The sequence below is a fragment of the Pseudoalteromonas sp. SG43-4 genome (assembly GCF_014164325.1).
Classification (GTDB): Bacteria; Pseudomonadota; Gammaproteobacteria; order Enterobacterales; family Alteromonadaceae; genus Pseudoalteromonas; species Pseudoalteromonas distincta.
This window is the reverse complement of the sequence record NZ_JACJFB010000001.1, coordinates 333719-354980: the sequence shown is the minus strand read 5'-3', so window position 1 is coordinate 354980 and position 21262 is coordinate 333719. Positions and strand designations below refer to the sequence as shown.

14 protein-coding genes are annotated in these 21262 nt (G+C 39.5%); 7 read left to right on the top strand and 7 right to left on the bottom strand.

Annotated features, from left to right (window positions below; translation table 11 throughout):
• Nucleotides 1-177: 177 nt before the first annotated feature.
• The 3 genes from H5160_RS01590 to H5160_RS01580 form a co-directional block, all read right to left on the bottom strand.
• Nucleotides 178-2085 carry a S9 family peptidase gene (locus tag H5160_RS01590; protein ID WP_182736496.1) on the bottom strand — a complete coding sequence of 636 codons (1908 nt, stop codon included), beginning with the start codon at nucleotides 2083-2085 and terminating at the stop codon, nucleotides 178-180.
• Nucleotides 2086-2157: 72 nt separating this feature from the next.
• On the bottom strand, nucleotides 2158-5343 hold the full coding sequence (locus tag H5160_RS01585) for a TonB-dependent receptor (protein ID WP_024596124.1): 3186 nt from the start codon (nucleotides 5341-5343) through the stop codon (nucleotides 2158-2160).
• Nucleotides 5344-5617: 274 nt separating this feature from the next.
• Nucleotides 5618-6634 (bottom strand): LacI family DNA-binding transcriptional regulator, encoded by a 1017-nt coding sequence (locus tag H5160_RS01580; protein WP_024596123.1) that lies wholly within the window; start codon nucleotides 6632-6634, stop codon nucleotides 5618-5620.
• 290 nt (nucleotides 6635-6924) lie between these two features.
• Between H5160_RS01580 and glk the strand changes: the two genes are divergently transcribed.
• From glk to H5160_RS01550, 6 genes are all read left to right on the top strand, one after another.
• Nucleotides 6925-7917: a glucokinase gene (gene glk / locus H5160_RS01575; RefSeq protein WP_002959751.1), complete on the top strand. Its 993-nt coding sequence runs from the start codon at nucleotides 6925-6927 to the stop codon at nucleotides 7915-7917.
• A 38-nt stretch (nucleotides 7918-7955) separates the two neighbouring features.
• Nucleotides 7956-8969 (top strand): LacI family DNA-binding transcriptional regulator, encoded by a 1014-nt coding sequence (locus H5160_RS01570; RefSeq protein ID WP_182197028.1) that lies wholly within the window; start codon nucleotides 7956-7958, stop codon nucleotides 8967-8969.
• Between the two features lie 335 nt (nucleotides 8970-9304).
• Entirely contained in the window at nucleotides 9305-11155 is a 1851-nt protein-coding gene (gene edd, locus H5160_RS01565) for a phosphogluconate dehydratase (protein ID WP_182692865.1), read from the top strand.
• A gap of 33 nt (nucleotides 11156-11188) precedes the next feature.
• Entirely contained in the window at nucleotides 11189-11809 is a 621-nt protein-coding gene (gene eda / locus H5160_RS01560; protein ID WP_002959756.1) for a bifunctional 4-hydroxy-2-oxoglutarate aldolase/2-dehydro-3-deoxy-phosphogluconate aldolase, read from the top strand.
• 9 nt (nucleotides 11810-11818) lie between these two features.
• Entirely contained in the window at nucleotides 11819-12823 is a 1005-nt protein-coding gene (gene gap, locus H5160_RS01555; protein ID WP_002959757.1) for a type I glyceraldehyde-3-phosphate dehydrogenase, read from the top strand.
• A 205-nt stretch (nucleotides 12824-13028) separates the two neighbouring features.
• Nucleotides 13029-14153, top strand: coding sequence for a sterol desaturase family protein (locus tag H5160_RS01550; RefSeq protein ID WP_182736076.1), 1125 nt, complete (start codon nucleotides 13029-13031; stop codon nucleotides 14151-14153).
• Nucleotides 14154-14232: 79 nt separating this feature from the next.
• Here the strand turns inward: H5160_RS01550 and H5160_RS01545 are convergent, their stop codons facing one another.
• The 4 genes from H5160_RS01545 to H5160_RS01530 form a co-directional block, all read right to left on the bottom strand.
• Entirely contained in the window at nucleotides 14233-15555 is a 1323-nt protein-coding gene (locus tag H5160_RS01545) for a protein kinase domain-containing protein (RefSeq protein WP_404936228.1), read from the bottom strand.
• A 41-nt stretch (nucleotides 15556-15596) separates the two neighbouring features.
• Entirely contained in the window at nucleotides 15597-16310 is a 714-nt protein-coding gene (locus H5160_RS01540) for a YebC/PmpR family DNA-binding transcriptional regulator (protein WP_182736494.1), read from the bottom strand.
• A 258-nt stretch (nucleotides 16311-16568) separates the two neighbouring features.
• On the bottom strand, nucleotides 16569-18647 hold the full coding sequence (locus H5160_RS01535; protein WP_182736492.1) for a M13 family metallopeptidase: 2079 nt from the start codon (nucleotides 18645-18647) through the stop codon (nucleotides 16569-16571).
• A gap of 240 nt (nucleotides 18648-18887) precedes the next feature.
• Nucleotides 18888-20666 (bottom strand): ABC transporter ATP-binding protein/permease, encoded by a 1779-nt coding sequence (locus H5160_RS01530; protein ID WP_182736490.1) that lies wholly within the window; start codon nucleotides 20664-20666, stop codon nucleotides 18888-18890.
• A 101-nt stretch (nucleotides 20667-20767) separates the two neighbouring features.
• On the opposite strand from H5160_RS01530, the gene H5160_RS01525 reads away from it, so the two are divergent.
• Entirely contained in the window at nucleotides 20768-21229 is a 462-nt protein-coding gene (locus tag H5160_RS01525) for a hypothetical protein (RefSeq protein ID WP_182694981.1), read from the top strand.
• The last annotated feature ends 33 nt before the right edge of the window (nucleotides 21230-21262 follow it).

Sequence of the window (21262 nt, the reverse complement as noted above, 5' to 3'; positions counted from 1 at the left end):
GTATTTAAACTAATATGAATCAGCAATAATACTTAATTATTTGTTGGTAATAACTAGATAACGAAATTTTTATCTTGTTATCAGTACGATTTTCTTACCTCAAAATAGATCACCTAATTAGGCGATTTGATATGAAGGGTGCTCTTCATATGAAATGAATGCCACCCTTTTATTACATTATTTGAGGCCACATTTATTATCAAACCAAGATAACAACTCTGTATAAAACTCTTTTTTATGATCGTAGAAAAGCGTATCAGAAAAGTGATCAGCATCTTCTAGCTCAATATATTTAAAGTCTTTTTTGTACTTTTCAAGCTCAGATACAAAGTCTCTACTGTGTTTTACTGGAACACGACTGTCGATATCGCCATGTACAACCAGTATAGGAATATTTACTTTATTTACTTGCTCTACAGGAGAGACACCAGTAATAGTAGGGCGTTGTAAGATACTTAAAAAGCGATTTTCGTTAAGAGTTGCATTGATACGACTTAAATCACTTACACCCGCACCGGCAACAACACATTTATATATGTTGTTTTCACGCATAGATGCAGCAAATGCAGCATAACCACCATAACTCCAACCAAATAAAGCAAGCTTATCTTTTGTTGCTAAACCTTTATCTATTAAATATTGTGCGGCGTCATCTAAATCATCTTGTTTTTTCAAGCCCCAGTTATTATCACCGGCTATCCAATGCTCCAAACCGTAACCTGTAGAACCTCGGTAGTTTGGTTGAATAACTACGTAACCATGATAGGCGAGTAACTGTGCCCAGTCATCAAATACAACAGAGTCACGAACCCAAGGACCACCGTGAGGGAGTACTATTGCGGGGTAAGGACCTTTAGTTGCAGGAATAGTTACGTATGCTTTTATTTTACGTCCATCTCTTGCTTTATAAGAGATATATTTAACGGTTCCTAATTTACTTTTATCAATAAACGGAAGGCGATCACCAATCTTAGTTAACTTCTGTTTATTAGTAACAATGTAATAGCTGCCAGGGTTATCGTCAGCAGATACTCTCACTACTAATACATTATCGTTATCAGAGCTACTGATGATTTGTACAAATTTACCTTTAAATAAAGACGCAACAGATTCGTTAAGTGCTTGTAGGTTAGGATCTGTGAAATAAAACTTAGGTTGCTTAGTTGTATAGCGAAAGCCTTGTAAGGTGCCGTCGGTATCAAGTATTACACCATCAGTATCTACAGACTTAAGACCAAATTGACGTTCAGAATACTGACCTGTTTTAATATTATAAATATAAATGCCAGTCGTATTTTCGCCTAAGTTGGCATTAACATAAACTTCGTTAGGGTTACCTTTCGCAAACCCTAAAATCTCAAAGTTTTCACGCTTTTTAGGACTAACTTGCTTAATTACTTTCCAATCATCATTACCTTTATCTCGGGCATAATAATCGATTGCGTTATCAGACTTATTCCAACCTTGGGCTATTCTTATTTCACCGTCGTAGTCAGAAACGAATGAGCCTGATACTTTTTCATTTCCGCGCATTACAGTAACGCTTCGTCCAGTATTAATATTAAAGCGCACTACATCTGGAATGTAGTTATTATTAATATCAACCTCTACTAATACTTCATCTTTTTTGTCAGGAAGTATATTTATTATATTAAATTGAACATTTCGTTTTTTCTTAAATGGTAATAGCCAGTCGCCTTTACCATCTGCATCGGTTATTGCAAACTTATTAACCCAGTATTTGCGACTTCCATCTTCTAATATTTGCCTAAACATAACGCCAAGTTTTTCATCGTTTAACCATAGGATTGAAGATATTAGCATTTTATCAGCGCCTAATCTTACAGGCTCTGCATCTAGGTTATTTGGATCTCTTATCTCAATTATATAGTCACCATTTTTAGTAGTCGCTCTTAAAATAGCAAGCTTCTTACCATCAGGTGATGCTACAACACTGCGTATAGCAGATGACATTGAGAAAGCATCAATACTGCTTACTTGTGCCGCATCTCCAGTTTCGCTATTAGCAAAAGAAGATAGGCCTAGTAGGGTTAATCCTACTAATATTCTTTTTTTAAATTTCATTTTTATTCCCTCAAAAAAAATGGCCTAAAATTTTAGGCCATCTGGATTGAATATTTACTCAGCCAATTCTAATTAAAAAGAAGCTGTAAAACTGATGTATGGGCTACGACCTGAAGTGTCATAACCAACACCTAGAGGGATATTAGTGTTTGAAAAAGAACCACTTGGATCTACTTTAGGAGGTGCTTCATTAAACACGTTACGAACACCAAAGTTCACTTTATAAGCATCGTTAGACCAAGTCATACCAATGTTATGTACAAAGTAGTCATCGGTGAAGCCAACTGGGCGACATTTAAGTGCTTCACCGTTAGCGTCAGTTAAACCACGACAACCTGCAGTGCCTTCTTCAAATTCACCTAAATCATCCTCATCTTCACGACCTTTACCGATGAAACGCGTTTCCCAGTTAAATCTAAAATCAGAGTATTTAAGTTGTAAGCGAGCGGTACCACGCCATTCTGGAGAATCTGGCTCGCCCATATTGTCATCAATAGTACCAAGCACGTCAAAAACTTGCTCTGTCATGCGAGTAGCTTGAAGATCAAGTGTAATACCTAGGTTTTCTTCTGCAATTACTGTATCTGTTTCAAAGTAGATATTGTAATCAAAACCTTTAGATGAGATTAAACCAATATTGATAAAGCTAGCATCAACTAAATCAATTTGACCATTTTCATCACGCCCGATACGGCTACAGAAAGCATCATTACCATCAGCAGAATAACACTGACCAATACTGTAACCAGCGCTTGGCTCTGCAATACTATTCGTTACTTCAATATCAAAACGAGTTAATGACATTGTTAAATCAAATGCATCAGTGAACGGTTGTTCAAAGATAAAACCATATGTTTTAGCCACTGATGTTTCAGCACTAAGCTCAGTTGTACCGCCAGTTTCAATCTCAGCGCTGTAAGCAGCAGTGTATGAGTCAGTTCCATTTTGACCTAAACCAAGAGTAGTTGGATCAATACCTGATGCTTGACAAGCGTTTAGTACAGCTGTATCACGTGTTTCTTCAGCTGCATTATATGTAGCTGCTGAACCTGGGTTCAATGGGTCGATATTACGAGCATCTTCCGGAACAACACATGGATCGGCAACTGTATTAAAACCAGACGTACCGTTTAAGAAACGCTCGCGTAGGTTAGGTGCTCTGTACGAAGTACCTTTTGTTGCACGTAGAGTAAACCACTCAACAGGACGGTAAATTGTTTTAAGACTATAAGTTGATTCTGCATCGTAGAAAGATTCTTCAGAAACACGGCCAGAAGCTGTAAATGTAAGTTCTTCAGCGCCTTTAACACCTTTAAGTAAAGGGAATTCAACTTCTGTGAATATTTCCTTTAAGTTACGTGAGCCATCAGCGCCTTGGTCAGCAAAATAGCCCCATAGTAAGCCTTGAGATGCAGCAGCATTTGGATTTGATTCAATTTCATCACGACGATATTCAACCCCAACGATACCTGCAACAGTTTCGTTGTTCCATGGTAATGCGAAGAAATCACCACCCATGAATGCATTGAAAACAAACTGGTTTACTTTAGTTTCGATATCGCGGTCGATAAATAAGTAAGCAGCTTCTTCAGGTGAAAGCGTACCGCCACCTTCTTGATAAATACTATCTGCAAATAAATTAACAGGAACACATCCATCAGAACCGGTACCACAGGTAACAGTACCATCATCATTAAGAACAGCGGTTTCTAATGAGTTAATTAAGCGCTCTTCATCAATACCAACACGGTGGTCAGTACCTTTTGATGCGCTGTACGATACAGACGCGTCGTAGTACCAATTGTCTAAACCGATGTTTTCAAACATACCAAGATTACCAGTAACACCAGTAACTAAACGATATTGTGAAACTTCAACCTCAGTTTGATCACGGTCACCACGAATATTGATGATTGGCTGAACGGCTTCTGGTCCACCAGGGCCCACACCTAACACGCCAAAACAGTCAATACCGTTTGTTCCACAAGGGTTATATGGGTTTGATGCCGCTACTTGTTGGAATATCTGTGCACCTGGGCTAAAAATTGGTGATTTACGACTAGCGTATAAACCTTCGTAGTAGAAAGTTGTATCGTTATCATCTTGGAAGTTATATTCACCATTAAGCATTAGTGAAATACGTTCATTTTTACTTCTGTAATCACCACTTTTGTAATAATCAGATTGTTGGAAAGCGTATAGAGGGTCTTGGAAATCAACGTCACGGAAACCATCGCCGTTACCATCTACAAATACACCATCATTGATACCATCGCCATCAAAATCGCCCGCTACCCATGAAGGTAAAAACCCTTCAAGACTTGATGGTACAGTTGATTCGCTGAAGTTTGGAATACCAGTGTTTGTAAAGTCAGGTGTATAATAAACACTACCAAAGAAAGATGGTACGCTAATACGGTTTGTTAGAGGGAAAATGTCACAAGAATCTTCACCGCTTGCTACAGGACCATAGCCACTGTTTCGGGTTACGATACTGCCATCTTCAGCTTCCCAAATACGCTCTTCACACCCTTTAACAAAAGGGTTGCCAGCTAAAGATTGAGATTTCTGTTCTGAATATTCAACACCAACGGTGATAAAACCATTATCCATGGTTTTGCCCCACATACCCGAAAGTACAGTTTCTTCACCGCCTTCACCTTTAGGTTGACGGTAAGATGCATCAAAAATAAAGCCTTCAACATCTTTTTTTAATATTACGTTAGCTACACCCGCTACTGCATCAGAACCATAAACGGTTGATGCGCCATCAAATAAATTCTCTACACGCTCAATCATTACACCTGGTATTAAGTTCAAATCAGGTGAAGTTGGCGCACCACCTACACCTGCGGGAGCCATTCTTCGACCGTTGATAAGTACAAGAGTACGCTCAGCACCTAAACCACGAAATCCGATTGTTGCAGCGCCTGGACCGTTATCTAGTACAAAACCACCAAATGTATTATCTATTTGAGCACCAGCCGCTTGGCTGGTTGACTGGAGCATTGAACCTGCATCAAATAAACCCATTTCACGAGATAAGTCACCGTTGATAATTTGAATTGGCGATGCATTTGAAAATTCAGCTTTTCTTATACGCGAACCTGTTACAACAATTCGCTCTGGCGCTTCTTCTTCTAGTTCAACGTCTGAGTTTAAGTCATTTTCCTGGGCTAGCGCGTTAGGCGCTAAGGCTACAGATCCTAGCAATAAAGAATATCTTATTGCATTTGATAGTGCTTTAGTTTTAAACATATGTAAATCCCTGAGATATTATTGTTATTTAAGCTATAAATCATAAATTAAACAAAGTGAAATATAGCATCACAATAAATTTACATTATTGAAACTAAATAGTAAATGCGGTTAATGGTGAGTAACTACGCAATAGGTGCTGAAACAGTCAGTTTTGGGCCTTAAAAGTGATTTTTTTCGCTAATTTTTTTTTAATTGTCTGTTTTTAAATGGTTTTCTTGTTTGTAAACGAATGTGAATGGATGTAATCGGCATATACATGGAAAGAGAAGGCTCAGCTTGACTTTCTAGGAATGAGAATAGGAGGCAACAGGGTGCTTTGAACTTCTTCACCACGTATCAGTTTTAATAGGTTCTCTACTAACATTTGCCCAGCAATAGTGGTGTTTTGCTCTATTGTAGTTAGTGGTGGGTTTACATAACTTGCAATGGCTATATTATCAAAGCCGACTACCGCAACATCTTTCGGCACGTTAATATTTGCTTCTTTAAGTGCGCGTATAGCCCCAATAGCAATTAAGTCACTTGCAGCAAATAAGGCGTTAAATTTAATATTATTAGCAATTAGTGAGCGTGTTGCGTGATAGCCAGATTCTTCAGTAGAGATAGCATTAGCCATTTTACGCTCATTTATTTTAACGTTGTTAGCCAATAGCTCATCTTTAAAACCCTGAAAACGACTAAAAAATTCGGGGCTGTGATCAGAGGCGTCACCAATAAAAGCGCAATCAGTTCTGCTATGCGCAATAAAGTGCTCAGCGGCGAGCTTACCGCCACCGTAGTTATCACAACAAACAGTTAAATCGGGACGGTTATCTACCGTTGCACCCCAGCAAACAAACTTAGTATTTTGTTCAAGTAAGGTGTTAAATTTTGGTTGGTAATCAATGTAATCGCCATACCCGAGTAAAATAATGCCATCAGCTCTGTGGCTATCTTCATAGTCTGCTTGCCAATCAGCACTGGCCGATTGAAATGAAACTAATAAATCGTAACCTTCTTTAGCGCAAGCACGGGTAATACTGCCAAGCATGGCTAAAAAGAAAGGATTTATTTGGGACTCGTCAGAAGTAGGATCTTCAAACAACAATAATGCAAGCGTACTACTTTGTTGAGTGCGAAGGTTACTCGCATTTTTATCAACTTTATAATTAAGCTTTTTGGCTATATCGAAAACACGCTTGCGTGTTTCTTCATTAACAAGGTGGCTGTTACGTAAAGCGCGAGATACAGTCGATTGAGATACCCCTGCATAGTGGGCAATATCAAATGAGGTAGCTTTACCTTTCATTGTTACAACTTAATTAAATTGATAAATAATTGTGTCATTTTCGTTTATTGATGAATAATTTCAAGCTTTTTGTGAATTAACGTATATTTTTATTGATAAATTCCTGACACCGGTGTCATAATGTCAGTGTTTTATCATTTTGTTGTCAAAACGTATTCGCTGTCTATATCTTTATAGGCAGCATTTTTTACTGTGATAGCTACTTTGAGGTGATAGCTCAAAGTATAAATAACAATGGTACACCATTGTAAAATAATAAGCATGAGTCGCTTAACAAAAGAGATAATACTATGAGCCCAAACGCTTCTGCCCAATTTGATCCCATCTTAGTTGCTGATGTCGGCGGCACTAATGCCCGCTTTGCTTTAATAACTGCTTTTAATGAACAGACTAACCAATTTATAATAGAGCACATTAATATTTTTCCTAGTGCCAATTTTGGTTCTCTTGAAAGTGCGCTCGAGCAATATTTACAAACAGTCCCACATATTGCACCCAAACGCGCATGTTTAGCCGTTGCAGGGCCAATAAAAGCCGGGCAAGTGCATTTAACCAATTTAGGTTGGCATTTTAGCGTCAGTGAATTTAAAACTCATTTTGATTTACAACAACTTGAAGTCATTAATGATTTTGCTGCCTTTGCTTACGCTGCCCCTTACTTAGATCCTAAACAAAATGTCATTGTTAAATCAGGTCAAGCTGATGATAACGCAAACATTGGTGTTATAGGTCCAGGTACTGGTTTTGGTGCCGCGTGCTTAGTTAGAACGTCTCAATCTACCGCAGTGCTAAGTTCAGAAGGGGGGCATATATCACTTGCACCTGTTAATGAACTCGATACTTTATTATTAAATGAGTTACGTAAAGATCATCCCCATGTTTCTATCGAAACAGTTTTTTCAGGTCCTGGCATAACGCATTTATACAAAGCAATGTCTGCGGTTAAGGGTGTAACAGCTAAAAATTTAGATGCCGCACAAATTAGCAGCCTTGCAAATAGTGGTGAATGTGATGTGTGTGATGCAACCTTAAACCAGTTTTGTGATTGGATTGGCAGTGTTGCCGGTGATTTAGCGGTTGTTTATGGCGCGTTAGGTGGATTATTTATTGGCGGTGGAATACTACCTCGTATGCAAGCGAGACTTCTTGAGAGTCGTTTTGTTGAACGATTTTCGCAAAAGGGTATTATGTCGCAGTACGCAGGACAAATCCCTGTAACACTCGTAACACAAGACAACATACCGCTTATTGGCGCTGCTGCGTGTTTACACAATAGCAAATAGGGCTTTGGTCTTACAGGTTGTATTTGGATAATGGACAGATGAAAAAAGTAACCATAAATAGTGTAGCAAGCCATGCAGGGGTTTCTAAAAAAACCGTCTCACGCGTGTTAAACAATGAGCCTAATGTAAGTGCCGCCACCCGAGAAAAGGTGCTTGCGGTATTTAAAGAGCTTGATTACACCCCAAATCCAATTGCACGAGGTCTTGCTCAAAATCGTAGCTTTATTATTGGCTGTTTATACGATAACCCAAGTAAAAGTTATATTACCCGAGTGCAAACGGGCGCCTTAGAAGCGTGTAAAGAAAACAACTATAATTTATTGATACACCCTTGTGAGTTTCGTGGTGAAGCACTTATAAATAATATTGAGCAATTACTACAAACTTCTCGATTAGATGGCATTGTGCTAACACCTCCTTTTGGTGATTTTGCTGAGCTTGCTTCTTTTTTAAAATCTAAAAAAATTCCTTATGCAAGAGTTGCTTCAGCTTTACTACAAGATGATTCAATTTCAGTGCGTAGTAACGACGAGCAAGGCGCATTTGAGATTACCGAGCATTTAATTAACCTCGGTCATAAATCTATAGCCTTTATTAAAGGGCACCCGGATCACAGTGCCACGCAACAACGTTTTAAAGGTTACAGGCGTTCACTTGCAAGCCATGGTATAGAATTTGATGAGCGCTTAGTCGAGGAGGGTAACTTTAGTTATCACTCAGGTGTAGATAGTGCACGCAGCATATTAGATTTATCCCCTAGGCCAACCGCTGTATTTGCATCAAACGATTACATGGCGGCTGCCGTACTTAAATTAGCAACTCAGCGCCAATTAAAAGTGCCTGATGACATTTCAATAGCTGGGTTTGATAATGCGCCCATTGCACGTCATATTTGGCCTGGGTTAACAACGATTGCACAGCCCGTTGAAGAAATGACTAAACAAGCCGTAACGCAACTTATTTTACACATAGCTCAACCACAAGAGCAGCCGTATCAGGTAACGCTTGAGTCGCGCTTGATTACACGCGAGTCTACCTCAGCAATAAAATAGTGAGTTTAAAACACTTTCACAGTAGCCCGAATATGAGTGACGCTTATTCGGGCTTTTTTTACTCTGAACTTGCTAAAACATGGTTTGTGCCTAAAAATCAATTAGGTCATTATTCGGTCATGTTAAAATATTAAACTATTTTTGTTACCCGGGGTTGACACCGGTGTCATTGCTATGCGTTAATACAGTGACACCGGTGTCAGGGTTGTTGTGAGAGGCTCCCTGGTAGCGTACCTTTGAACGGGTAAATCAAAGATGCTCAGTACAGTTATTTACGTGGAGTCTGTAGTTGCTACTGAGCCTTTATCCTCTAACTAATAGAGATGAGTTAAATTATGTTACATCCTCGTATTCAAGAAGTTACCCAGCGCGTTATCGAACGCAGTAAAAATACCCGTCAAGATTATTTAGATCGCATTTCGCACGCAAAAAAACAAACAAGAGTTCGTGCCGGTTTAGGTTGCGGAAATATAGCCCATGTTATGGCTGCATGTAGCAGTGATGACAAAGCACGCTTAAAGGCTGATGAGCAACCAAATCTTGCTATTATCAACTCATACAACGACATGTTATCGGCTCATGTGCCATACAAAGACTACCCAGATTTAATTAAAGACATTGCAACAAAATACGATGCTACAGCTCAAGTTGCTGGTGGCGTTCCTGCAATGTGTGATGGTGTTACGCAAGGGCGTGACGGCATGGAACTTTCACTTTTTTCTCGCGATGTAATTGCTATGTCTACAGCAATTTCTCTTTCGCACGATGTGTTTGATGGCGTTTTTTGTTTAGGCGTTTGTGACAAAATTGTTCCTGGTTTATTAATTGGTGCATTGTCGTTTGGTCATTTACCTGTGTTCTTTTTACCAGCAGGTCCAATGCAATCAGGTATTCCGAATAAAGAAAAAGCACGTATTCGCCAAAAGTTTGCACAAGGTTTAGTGAGCCGCGAAGACTTACTTGAAGCTGAAAGTGCGTCTTATCACAGCGCTGGTACGTGTACGTTCTACGGTACTGCCAATTCAAACCAAATGTTAATGGAAATAATGGGCTTACACCTTCCAGGTAGCTCGTTTATTAATCCTTACACTGAGCTTCGCGATGGCCTTACAGGTAATGCTGTAGAGACAATGCTTAAGCAGCTTACGGATGATAAAGAAAGCCCGTGTTTAGCCGATGTGATCAGCGAAAAAACGATTATAAATGGTTTAGTGGGTCTGCTTTCTACAGGTGGTTCTACTAACCATGCAATCCATATTGTTGCGATAGCAAAAGCTGCCGGCATTCAGGTTACGTGGAAAGATATGTCTGACTTATCAGAAGTTGTACCACTTCTTACACGTATTTACCCTAACGGCTCAGCTGATGTAAACCACTTTCAAGCAGCAGGCGGTATGGGTTTCTTAATGCGAGAACTAGCAAGCGCTGGTTACTTACATACAGACGTTAAAACAATGCTTGGCGATGGTTTAGCACCATACATGACAGAGCCTCGTTTGGATAAAGACGATAGCTTGATCATGAGCGACTCAACTGGCCCAACTAAAGTTAAATGGGTAGATTGCCCAGCAAACTCGCACGATGAAGAAGTACTTCGCCCAGTGAGTAACCCATTTAGTAAGCAAGGTGGTCTGCAACTTCTAACTGGCAACTTAGGTAAAGCTGTTATCAAAGTGTCAGCTGTTGCTGAAGAACATCAAACCGTTACTGCTCCTGCAAAAGTATTTAGTTCACAAAGTGCTCTGCAAGATGCATACACTCGTGGCGAATTAAACCAAGACTTTATTGCCGTGCTAAAAGAGCAAGGCCCTAAAGCGAAAGGTATGCCAGAGCTACACAAGTTAACGCCAGTAATGGCAACGCTTCAAGATGAAGGCTTTAAAGTAGCCATTGTTACTGACGGTCGGATGTCGGGTGCATCAGGTAAAGTACCTGCTGCTATTCACTTAGCACCAGAGGCAGTAGAAGGCGGCGTTATTGCTAAAATCCGAGAAGGCGATTTAGTGACGCTTGATGCGCCAAACGGAATATTAAAAGTACACGTTAGCGACGAAGAACTTGCTAAGCGTGAAGCAGAGCTTAGCCTGCCAAGTGCAACATTTGGTACAGGTCGTGAATTATTTACTGGATTTAGAAATATCGTAAGCAGTGCCGATTTAGGCGCGAGTGCTTTTGGACTTGAATAAATATTAGCCATACTGGGTAATGAGGAACAAGTAATGAGTATTGAAAAAATCTTAGCATCGGCACCCGTAGTGCCAGTGGTTGTAATCGAAAAATTAGAAGATGCAGCACCACTTGCAAGAGCTTTATACAACGGTGGCTTAAAAGCCTTAGAAATAACACTACGTACACCCATTGCTGCAGAAGCTGTAAAGCTAATGAAAGCAGAAGTACCTGAAGCCTATGTAGGTACTGGTACGGTAGTAGATAAGGCAAGTTTTGATCTTTCGGTTGCTGCTGGTGCAGATTTTATGGTGAGTCCAGGTGTGAGCGATGAGCTTATTGCTTTAGCTAAAACATCAGATATACCATTTTTACCAGGCGCTGCAACTGCAAGTGAAGTTATGCAACTTGCGTCGCATGGTTTTAAGTATTTAAAATTCTTCCCAGCAGAAGCTGCAGGCGGAACAGCTATGCTTAAATCAATCGGTGGCCCATTACCACATATTACTTTTTGCCCAACTGGCGGCATTAGCCTAGCAACTGCTCCTAATTATTTAGCGCTTAACAACGTTATTTGTGTTGGTGGTACGTGGATGCTAGATAAACAACTAATTGAAAATAAAGACTGGCAAGCAATTGAAGCGCTTGCTCGCCAAGCAAGTGAACTTAAATAGGAGTCTAAAATGATTAATGTAGCAATTAACGGGTACGGCCGTATCGGTAGAAATGTTTTACGTGCACTTTATGAGTCAGCTCAAAACAGCGAAATTAAAATTGTAGCAATTAACGATTTAGCACCAGCTAACGTAAATGCACATTTAACGCAATATGACTCTGTTCATGGTCAATTTTCAAAAAAAGTAACACTTGAAAACAACACTATGCTAATTGGGGATGACGTAATTACGTTAACGCAAGAGCGTGACCCTGCAAACTTACCGTGGAAAGAGCTAAACGTAGATATCGTTTTAGAATGTACTGGTTTTTTCACTAAACGTGATGACGCCGCTAAGCACATTACTGCAGGCGCTAAAAAAGTAATCGTATCTGCTCCAGGTACTGGTTTAGATGCAACAGTAGTGCATGGTGTAAACAGCGACGTAATTAATGCTGACAGCAATATCATTTCTAACGCTTCTTGTACTACTAACTGTTTAGCGCCAATTGCAAAAGCAATTAACGACACAGTAGGTATTGAGCAAGGTAGCATGACGACTATTCACGCTTACACCAACGATCAAAACTTATCTGACGTTTACCACCCAGATTTATACCGTGCGCGTAGTGCAACTCAATCTATGATCCCAACTAAAACAGGAGCTGCGGCAGCTGTAGGTTTAGTATTACCAGAACTTGCTGGTAAATTAGATGGTATGTCGGTACGTGTACCTACAATCAATGTTTCTTTAGTTGATTTTACGTTTATCACTAAGCGTGATACGACTGCAGAAGAAATCAATGCAATCATGAAAGAAGCATCAACGGGTTCAATGAAGAGTATTTTAGAATATAACGAGCTTCCGCTTGTTTCTATCGACTTTAACCATAACCCAGCGTCGTCTATCTTTGATGCAACGCAAACTAAAGCCAATGGCAAACTAGTTAAAGTAATGGCTTGGTACGACAATGAGTGGGGTTTCTCAAACCGCATGTTAGACCAAGTTAAAGCATTAGGTCAGTACTTATAATTGACCTTGTAAAAGTTTAGCTTTATCCAACCAAGCCACGCATTGCGTGGCTTTTTTGCGTTTAGTTTATCTGTATATTTGCAATTCAAAATTAGAAGGGAACTATTTGTATTTTTTATACCCTAAATTTTGTTAATATGTGGGTGTGTAAATCAATGGAATTTCGTTGTATTTAATCAACTCAACGACGCAAGGAATAATAAAAATGATCAGAGCTCTATCGCGAAAAGTATTTCGCACAAATCATCTTCAGATAGGTGAGGGCAACATAAGTGGCTACATAGCCTGCTTTTTAGCAATACTGAGTTGCTTAGGCGTATTAGCGTTTCACTTTCCTGAATATTTAACCACACCAGAGCTGAGAAAAAGCTACAGCGTCGACTTTTTACGTCAGCTTATGTTTGCATCATTATTGGTCTCGGGCAGTTTAGGATTACTTAACTTTGTACGTAATACCAATAAGCGTTTAGGGGCTACAGCGTGGTTTTTTATTTTACTCGCTATTATGTTTGGCGGACCAAACGTTGAAGTAAACGAATTTGCTTCTGATACACCTTATATAGGGCTTGATTGGTTTATTTTAGATTTACTCGGCTCAACACTTATATTTATTGTGATTGAAAAGTTATTACCTCATCGTAAAGAGCAAAAAATATTACGTAGCGAATGGCGAGGCGATTTAAACCACTTTTTTGTAAATCATTTAATTATTGGTTTTGTATTACTCGTTACTAACCACTTTGTGCATTATGGCTTTGGCTGGGCTGTATCATCTACAGTACAAAGTTATATAGAGCAAACACCCTTTATAGTGCAGTTGTTTTTAATAATACTCGTGGCTGATTTAATGCAGTATTGGGTGCATCGTGCCTATCACGAAGTCCCTTTATTATGGCGCTTTCATGGCGTACATCACAGTGCTAAAGAAATGGATTGGTTAGCGGGCTCTCGCCAGCATATTCTTGAAATACTCGTAACGCGCAGCTTAGTGCTCACGCCTATATTTGTGCTTGGTTTTTCACAGCAAATAATTAGTTTGTACGTAATAATTGTGGGTTTGCAGGCTGTGTTTAACCATGCAAATGTGCGTGTGAAATTTGGTTGGCTAAAATATTTTATGGTTACACCGCAGTTTCACCATTGGCATCATGCGTCAGATAAAGCCGCGATTGACCGAAATTACGCTGCACATTTTTCGTTTTTAGATTATGTGTTTGGTACTGCTGTTAAAGGCCAAAAAGAGTGGCCACAAGCGTATGGTGTAGTCGGGGATTACATGCCCGTAGGTATGCTTAAACAACAGGTTTACCCGTTTAAGCGCACTAAATAAGTACGGAAAATCCGAATAAACATAAAATAAAAGCGAGTAAGATGTTACATTTTGCTCGCTTATATTATTAATATTAAATTTATTTTAGCTCTGCTAATAACTCAGTAAATGTAGGTCTTTGATTTAATGTAGGTTGCATGGCACATTTTGCCATATTGGACATATTAACAAAGAGCTCACTTTGTTTATCATCGCCAGTTACCGTGCCTAATAAGTCTTCAATTAAACACCCTAATGCACGTACTTCAATTAACTCGATTTGCTTTTGTTGATAATCACTTAACATGGCTAAGTTTGTGGCTGCACCAAAATCACCAAATAATACATCAGCATCTTTGTTTATCATGGTGTTATGCGCATACACGTCGCCATGGCTTACTTTACAAATATGCAAGTGATGTAAGGTACTTACCATTTGCTGTGCAATTTTTAAAATAGCGTGAGTTGAGTAATGGCAATCATCATTAAAGGTATCACGCGTACAGGTTTCAAGGCTTGGAGGCAGGCCTAAATTAGCAAAGTTTTTATCTATTAGCTCCATTACTAAACCTAGCTGATCACTTTGCTCAATGTAGGCAAGTACTTTAATTAAATTAGCGTGTTCGCCTGCTTGTAAGCAGCAATTTACTTCATCAAGCGGGTAGCCGTCGCTGGTAATTGCGCCTTTGAATAATTTAATCGCTACAGCACTTTCAATAGCTTGTGCTAAATGAATAACGCCCGATGCACCTTGGCCAATAACATGACTAAGTGTGTAATCGTTAAGAGGCTTATTTTCTAAGCTACACTTTGTAAGGCATTGGGCTTTATTAAAATCGTTACCGGCAAACGCAAGCCAAGCAAGTTTTGGTAATTCAAACAGCCAGTCGTCTACGTGTGTTAAGTTATTAGCAGAGAGCCTAACAAGCTCAAGGTTTTTACACTGCGCCATGCTACTTGGTAGTTGCTTAAGTTGATTGCCTGCAAGCGCAAGCTTTTTAAGCTGGGTGTAATTACCAAAATCTTCAGGTAATTCGCTTAACGTATTATCGGTGAGTATTAGCCACTCAATATTTTTTGGCAGGCTGTTTAAAGCAAATTCAGAAATTTGGTTACCTTTAAACGCGATCATAATTAAAGCAGGGCATTTAGCGAGCACTTTAGGAATATGCTTAAACTGGTTAAACGATAAAAACACACGCTTCAGGTGTGTTAAACAGGCAAATTCATCAGGTAGTGTTGATAAGTTATTATTTGATAAATCGAGAACTTCAAGCGTGTCAGCTAAGCTAAATATTTCTTCAGGGAATATTGTTAGCTCTTCTACTAATTGCAGGCGAGTAGCACCAACAAGTTTGCCACTTTTAAGCTCTTTAAGGGAGTTCATATTAATACCATGTTCTAAAAATGAAAAAGCCAACATAGCTGTTGGCTTAAAGTCGTTCTAACTTACTAAATTGCTATTTAGAATTGCGCGTTATGGTAAACGTTTTGTACGTCGTCGCAATCTTCTAACATTGCTAAAAAGCGTTCCATAACTTCAACGTCTTCACCTTCAATCGGCGTTTCAATTTGTGGCACAAAGCTAATTAGGTCTTCGTCAAATTCAGTCACGCCCATTTCTTCAAGCGCTGTACGTGTATTGTTGTACTCTGTGTGAGGAGCAAAAACAGTAACTTTACCGTCATCTACTTCTACGTCAGTTACATCAACATCAGCCATCATAAGAGCTTCAAGTACTGCTTCGTCGTCAGCACCGTCAAATACAAAAATAGCAAGGTGATCAAATAAATGTGAAACAGAGTTTTGAGCGCCAATTTTAGCATTTGCTTTGGTAAAACAAACACGTACATCAGCGAAGGTACGCTTGTTGTTGTCTGTTAAACAGTCAACAATAATCATACAGTTACCAGGGCCGTAACCTTCGTAACGTGTTGCTGCGTAGTCTTCACCGCCGCCGCCTTTTGCTTTGTCTATTGCGCGGTCAATAACGTGTGCTGGTACTTGGTCTTTTTTAGCGCGTTCAATTAAACGACGCAATGATAAGTTACCATCTGGATCTACACCGCCGTTTTTTGCACAAATATAAATTTCTTTGCCGTACTTAGAATAAACTTTAGTTTTAGCACCCGCAGTCTTAGCCATTGAATCTTTTTTGTTTTGGTAAGCTCTTCCCATCTGCGTTTCGCCTTAATATATGTAAATAATAGAATAAAATTATAATGCGTATTCTAAAGGTAAATGCATTCAAGGGCTAGTAAGTATTAAAACAGATTAAAACGGTAACGTTTAAAAGCCATGTAAACTGTATTTTATTAATGGGATCATCGAGGGTTCTAGACGTTGGAATTATATCTATTATGTGTAAATTTAATTCAATAAAAAAGCAACCTGTATAACAGGTTGCCTTACTAAGTAACAAAAAGTAAGTGTTACTTACCAAATACGTACACGCTCATCTTCAGGAAGGTATAACGCATCGCCTGGTTTTACATCAAACGCTTTGTACCATGCATCGTGGTTACGCGGCGCTTGTGCTCTAAAGCGACCAGGGGCATGTGTGCCACCACGCAGTTGGTTAAGCATGCTTTGCTCAGTACGTTTTTCTTTCCATACTTGTGCCCACGCAAGAAAGAAACGCTGATCGCCAGTAACGCCGTCAATAACAGGCGCTTCTTTACCATTTAAACTGAGCTTGTACGCGTGATAAGCCATTGATAGCCCACCTACATCACCAATGTTTTCGCCAAGGCTATTTCGACCATTAACAAAGTTACCTTCTATTGGCTCGTATTTACTGTACTGCACAGCCAGTTGATCGGCTTTTTTGTCAAATGCAGCGCGGTCAGCATCAGTCCACCAGTTACGTTGCACACCGTTTTCGTCAGATTTTGAACCTTGATCGTCAAATCCATGACCCATTTCATGACCAATGACAGCGCCAATACCGCCATAGTTTACAGCCGGATCGGCATTTGGATCGAAAAACGGCGGTTGTAATATCGCAGCCGGAAATACAATTTCATTAAACGAGCTATTGTAGTAAGCGTTTACGCGTTGTGGCGTCATGCCCCAGCGGTTACGGTCTGTTTTTTGTAGCTCTTTTTCAACACTTTCTGCATGAAAAAATTCACGCATGTTTTTCACATTACCAATCAAATCGTTTTTAGTAATGCTTAAACCTTCATAAGACTGCCAAACATCGGGGTAACCAATTTTTGGTACAAATGCAGCCAGTTTAGCGCGCGCATTTACTTTAGTTTCATCGCCCATCCACTCTAGGTTATCAATACGTTCACCAAGAGCTGTACGTAGGTTTTCAACCAGCTCAGACATTTGTTGTTTTGACGACTCAGGGAAGTAACGCGCTACGTATATCTTACCAATAGCAAAACCAAGCGAACTTGTGCCTGACATTTCACTTATTGCACGTTTCCAACGAGGGCGAGGCTCTTGTTGTCCGTTTAGTTCTTTACCAAAAAAAGCAAAATTAGTATTAAATACGTCTTCTGATAGTAAACCTGCGTTACCGCTAATAGCGTGATACGTTAGGTAGTCTTTCCATACTGCAATATCTTCTTGATTGATTAGCTCAATCATCGCTTTTATTGGCTCAGGCTGAGATACATTTAACTGAGGTACTTTATAACCTGTTTGCGCAAAGTATAAATCCCAGTTAAAGCCAGGGTAAGCAGTGCTTAAATCGTCACGTTCAACTTGGTTTAGGGTTAAATCGCGATTACGGCGCTTTTCACGAGGCCAGTGACCTTGTGCAATTTTGGTTTCAAGGTCAAGAATAGCTTGAGCGCGCTCAGTTGCATTTTCAGTGCCTGCAAACTCAAGCATGTCAGCAATGTGAGCAACATAAGCTGTACGGGTTTTTACAAAGCGCTCAGCGTCTTCAAGGTAGTAAGAACGATCTGGTAAACCTAAACCACCAGCACCTAGTGACATTTCATATTTATTAGGGTCTAGGCGATTAAACCACATGCCGCCGCCAAAAGGGGCTTTATTACCGGTTAACCAAGACTTACCAAACATCTCAGCTAAATCGTCAGTTGACGCTATATCACTAATTTCACTTAACAATGGCTTAATAGGCGCTACACCGAGTTTATTAAGTGTTTCGGTATCCATATACGCATTGTAAAAATCAGCAACGAGTTTTTCTTCTGCGTTTAAATCTTTACGTGCGGCTATTTCTTCAATAATAGCTTTAACATCGTCTTCGCTTCGCTCAGCTAATCCAGAAAATGCACCATAGCGGGTTTTATCTGCAGGCATTTCGTAGTTGTCATACCACGTGCCGCTGGCATACATAAAAAAGTCATCGCCTGGTTTCACTGCTTCGTTACGAGCTGTTAGATCAACACCAAAACTACCTAACTCTGCTTTTTCTGTCACTGTTGCTGTAGTTACTTTAGGTTGTTGCTCGTCTATTTTTGTTGTTTGCGGCTCTGAACAACCTGTAATAAATGTGGCAGCTAATGCTGCGGCAATTAAACTCTTTTTCATTACTTACTCCTGAGTATCACTGATTGAATTAAAGCAGCAGTGAATCATTTTTATTGTTACGAATATTTAACTTATCGATTGTTATTGATATTAATCAGACAAACAAATCTTTTGAGGTGAATCACCACAGTGCTCGATAAAGCTAATATAGGAGAAAAGAGAAAGGCTAATAGGTTCTATAAACGCTTTATTTAGCTCGAATACTTAAAAGTATCCGAGCTAAGAGGGGGCACACACTATTTATTTTTTATGCTGAAGCTCCCACATACGGGCATATTCTCCGGCGAGTGTAAGTAACTCATCGTGCTTACCTTGCTCAATAATTTGTCCGGCTTTGAGCACAATAATGGTGTCTGCATCGGTAATAGTAGATAACCGATGAGCAATAACAATACTCGTATGGTTACTGGCAACTTCACGCATTGCTGCGAGAATTGCTTGCTCAGAATGAGAGTCGAGTGCAGATGTTGCTTCATCAAAAATTAAAATAGGGGACTTTTTCAAAATGGCGCGGGCAATGGCAATACGCTGTTTTTCGCCGCCGGATACTTTTAAACCGCGCTCGCCAACCAGTGTTTTATCGCCTTTATCAAGTGTGCCTATAAAGTCTTTTAAATGCGCCATAGCAATGGCTTCGTCAATTTCAGCATCGCTTGCTGATGGTCTACCGTAAGCGATATTTTCACGAAGGGTGGTGTTAAACAGCACGGTGTCTTGCGGCACTATTGCAATGGCTTTTCGTAAACTATTAAGTGTTACTGAGTTTATTGCTTGATTATCAATACTAATTTCACCGGCGCTTACATCATAAAAACGATAAAGCAGTCGCGCCAATGAGCTTTTACCAGCCCCACTGGCACCAACAATAGCTACTTTGCTGCCTGCTTTAACACTAAAGCTAAGATTATTAAGAATAGGGCGATGCGCATCGTAACTAAAACTTACATTATTAAATGTTATTTCACCTTGGCTAATATTGAGCTCTTTAGCATTAAGTGCATCGGTTATTTGTGGTTTTTTGTTAAGTAGCCCAAGCATGTTTTCAAGGTCGGTTAGCGCGCGTCTTATTTCGCGGTACACAAAGCCTAAAAAGTTAAGCGGTAAAAACAATTGAATCATATACGCGTTGATCATCACTAGTTCACCAATAGAAAGCGTACCTGCAACTACCTCGGTTGAGCCCAACCACATTAACGCGGTAATAGCACAAGCAATAATAAGTGCTTGGCCTGAGTTGAGGGCGAGCAACGACATTCTATTTTTTAAACGGGCTTTTTCCCAGTTTGCTAAAAAGGTGTCGTACGTTTTGGCTTCAAACTGCTCATTATTGAAATATTTTACAGTTTCATAATTAAGCAAGCTGTCTATTGCGCGGGTATTACTTTTATTGTCGGCAGCATTTGCTTCTCTAATAAAGCGGTTTCGCCACTGAGTAACCACCACAGTAAAGGTAATATAAATGGCGACTGCCAATAATGTAATCAGCGCAAACCAAACAGAAAACAACGTGCCAAAAATAATCGCAACGGTCAGTATTTCAAACAAAGTAGGCACAATGTTAAACATTAAAAAGCGCATTAAAAAACTTAACCCACTAGTACCGCGTTCTATATCGCGGCTAATACCGCCAGTTTGCCTATCTAAATGAAAAGCCAGCTCAAGTGAGTGCAAATGCTTAAATACTTTTAAACCAATATCACGCATAGCGTGCTCGGTTACCCGAGAAAATACAGCATCTCTTATTTCACCTAAAAATACGCTAGCAAAACGCAGTGCACCGTACATCAATAACAATAAAGCGGGGATAACTAACAGTGGGTTAATCGACTTATCTACCGAGTCTATAATTTTTTTAAGTGCCCACGGCATCAACAAAGTGGCACCTTTTGCGCCTATAAGCGCCATAAGTGCAATAAAAACACGGCCTTTAAATTTTGTAAGGTAGGGCCACAGTGTTTTTACACTTTGGCGTAAATTCATGGCGTCGGGGCGTTTTTCTGTGCTTTGTCTGGGGCGCATTAGTGATCTCTGTTAAAACTAAATACTTAATTAATAAGCATTGTATTTTAAATGCTTGCCCTTATATACTACGCATCCCTTATTTTAGTTTTAAAACGTGAATGTTTAAATTTAGAGTGTTTTTAACTGCCTTTTTACTACTTGCTGCACTTTTTAGTGTGCAGAGCAATGCTATGGGCGCCTCACAAAATTTAAATATTACTGTTAGTACGCAGGTTTCGCTTACTGATATTGCCGATTTAACTAAAATACAGCCTATTAGTAAGTCTGTAGATACTGCGCAGCATAAAAAAACGCATCAAACCGATTTTGACGCGCACCAACCAAGGTTAACTGCCAATAATTCATCATTGTTTTTGCACACTGTTCAAAGTGAGCCAGAATACGATGTGGTTTTTGAATTTTTTGCTCAAAATCTTGTTAGGCATATATTCTTACGACCAAGAGCGATTAATCCTATACAGCCTTGGTATACGCTTGTAACTAATAGTAAAAAGTCGCGCTTGAGTGGCTGGAAAGACGTTAATTTACTCTACAGAGCTGTAACTACCTACCACGCTTAATTTTCCTTATTTAATTTTATTAGGTTTTAACTT

Excerpts from the sequence above, each read along its gene's own strand:
- H5160_RS01590 (WP_182736496.1), bottom strand. The coding sequence starts at position 2,085 with ATGAAATTTAAAAAAAGAATATTAGTAGGATTAACCCTACTAGGCCTA.
- H5160_RS01585 (WP_024596124.1), bottom strand. The coding sequence starts at position 5,343 with ATGTTTAAAACTAAAGCACTATCAAATGCAATAAGATATTCTTTATTG.
- H5160_RS01580 (WP_024596123.1), bottom strand. The coding sequence starts at position 6,634 with ATGAAAGGTAAAGCTACCTCATTTGATATTGCCCACTATGCAGGGGTA.
- glk (WP_002959751.1), top strand. The coding sequence starts at position 6,925 with ATGAGCCCAAACGCTTCTGCCCAATTTGATCCCATCTTAGTTGCTGAT.
- H5160_RS01570 (WP_182197028.1), top strand. The coding sequence starts at position 7,956 with ATGAAAAAAGTAACCATAAATAGTGTAGCAAGCCATGCAGGGGTTTCT.
- edd (WP_182692865.1), top strand. The coding sequence starts at position 9,305 with ATGTTACATCCTCGTATTCAAGAAGTTACCCAGCGCGTTATCGAACGC.
- eda (WP_002959756.1), top strand. The coding sequence starts at position 11,189 with ATGAGTATTGAAAAAATCTTAGCATCGGCACCCGTAGTGCCAGTGGTT.
- gap (WP_002959757.1), top strand. The coding sequence starts at position 11,819 with ATGATTAATGTAGCAATTAACGGGTACGGCCGTATCGGTAGAAATGTT.
- H5160_RS01550 (WP_182736076.1), top strand. The coding sequence starts at position 13,029 with ATGATCAGAGCTCTATCGCGAAAAGTATTTCGCACAAATCATCTTCAG.
- H5160_RS01545 (WP_404936228.1), bottom strand. The coding sequence starts at position 15,555 with ATGTTGGCTTTTTCATTTTTAGAACATGGTATTAATATGAACTCCCTT.
- H5160_RS01540 (WP_182736494.1), bottom strand. The coding sequence starts at position 16,310 with ATGGGAAGAGCTTACCAAAACAAAAAAGATTCAATGGCTAAGACTGCG.
- H5160_RS01535 (WP_182736492.1), bottom strand. The coding sequence starts at position 18,647 with ATGAAAAAGAGTTTAATTGCCGCAGCATTAGCTGCCACATTTATTACA.
- H5160_RS01530 (WP_182736490.1), bottom strand. The coding sequence starts at position 20,666 with ATGCGCCCCAGACAAAGCACAGAAAAACGCCCCGACGCCATGAATTTA.
- H5160_RS01525 (WP_182694981.1), top strand. The coding sequence starts at position 20,768 with ATGTTTAAATTTAGAGTGTTTTTAACTGCCTTTTTACTACTTGCTGCA.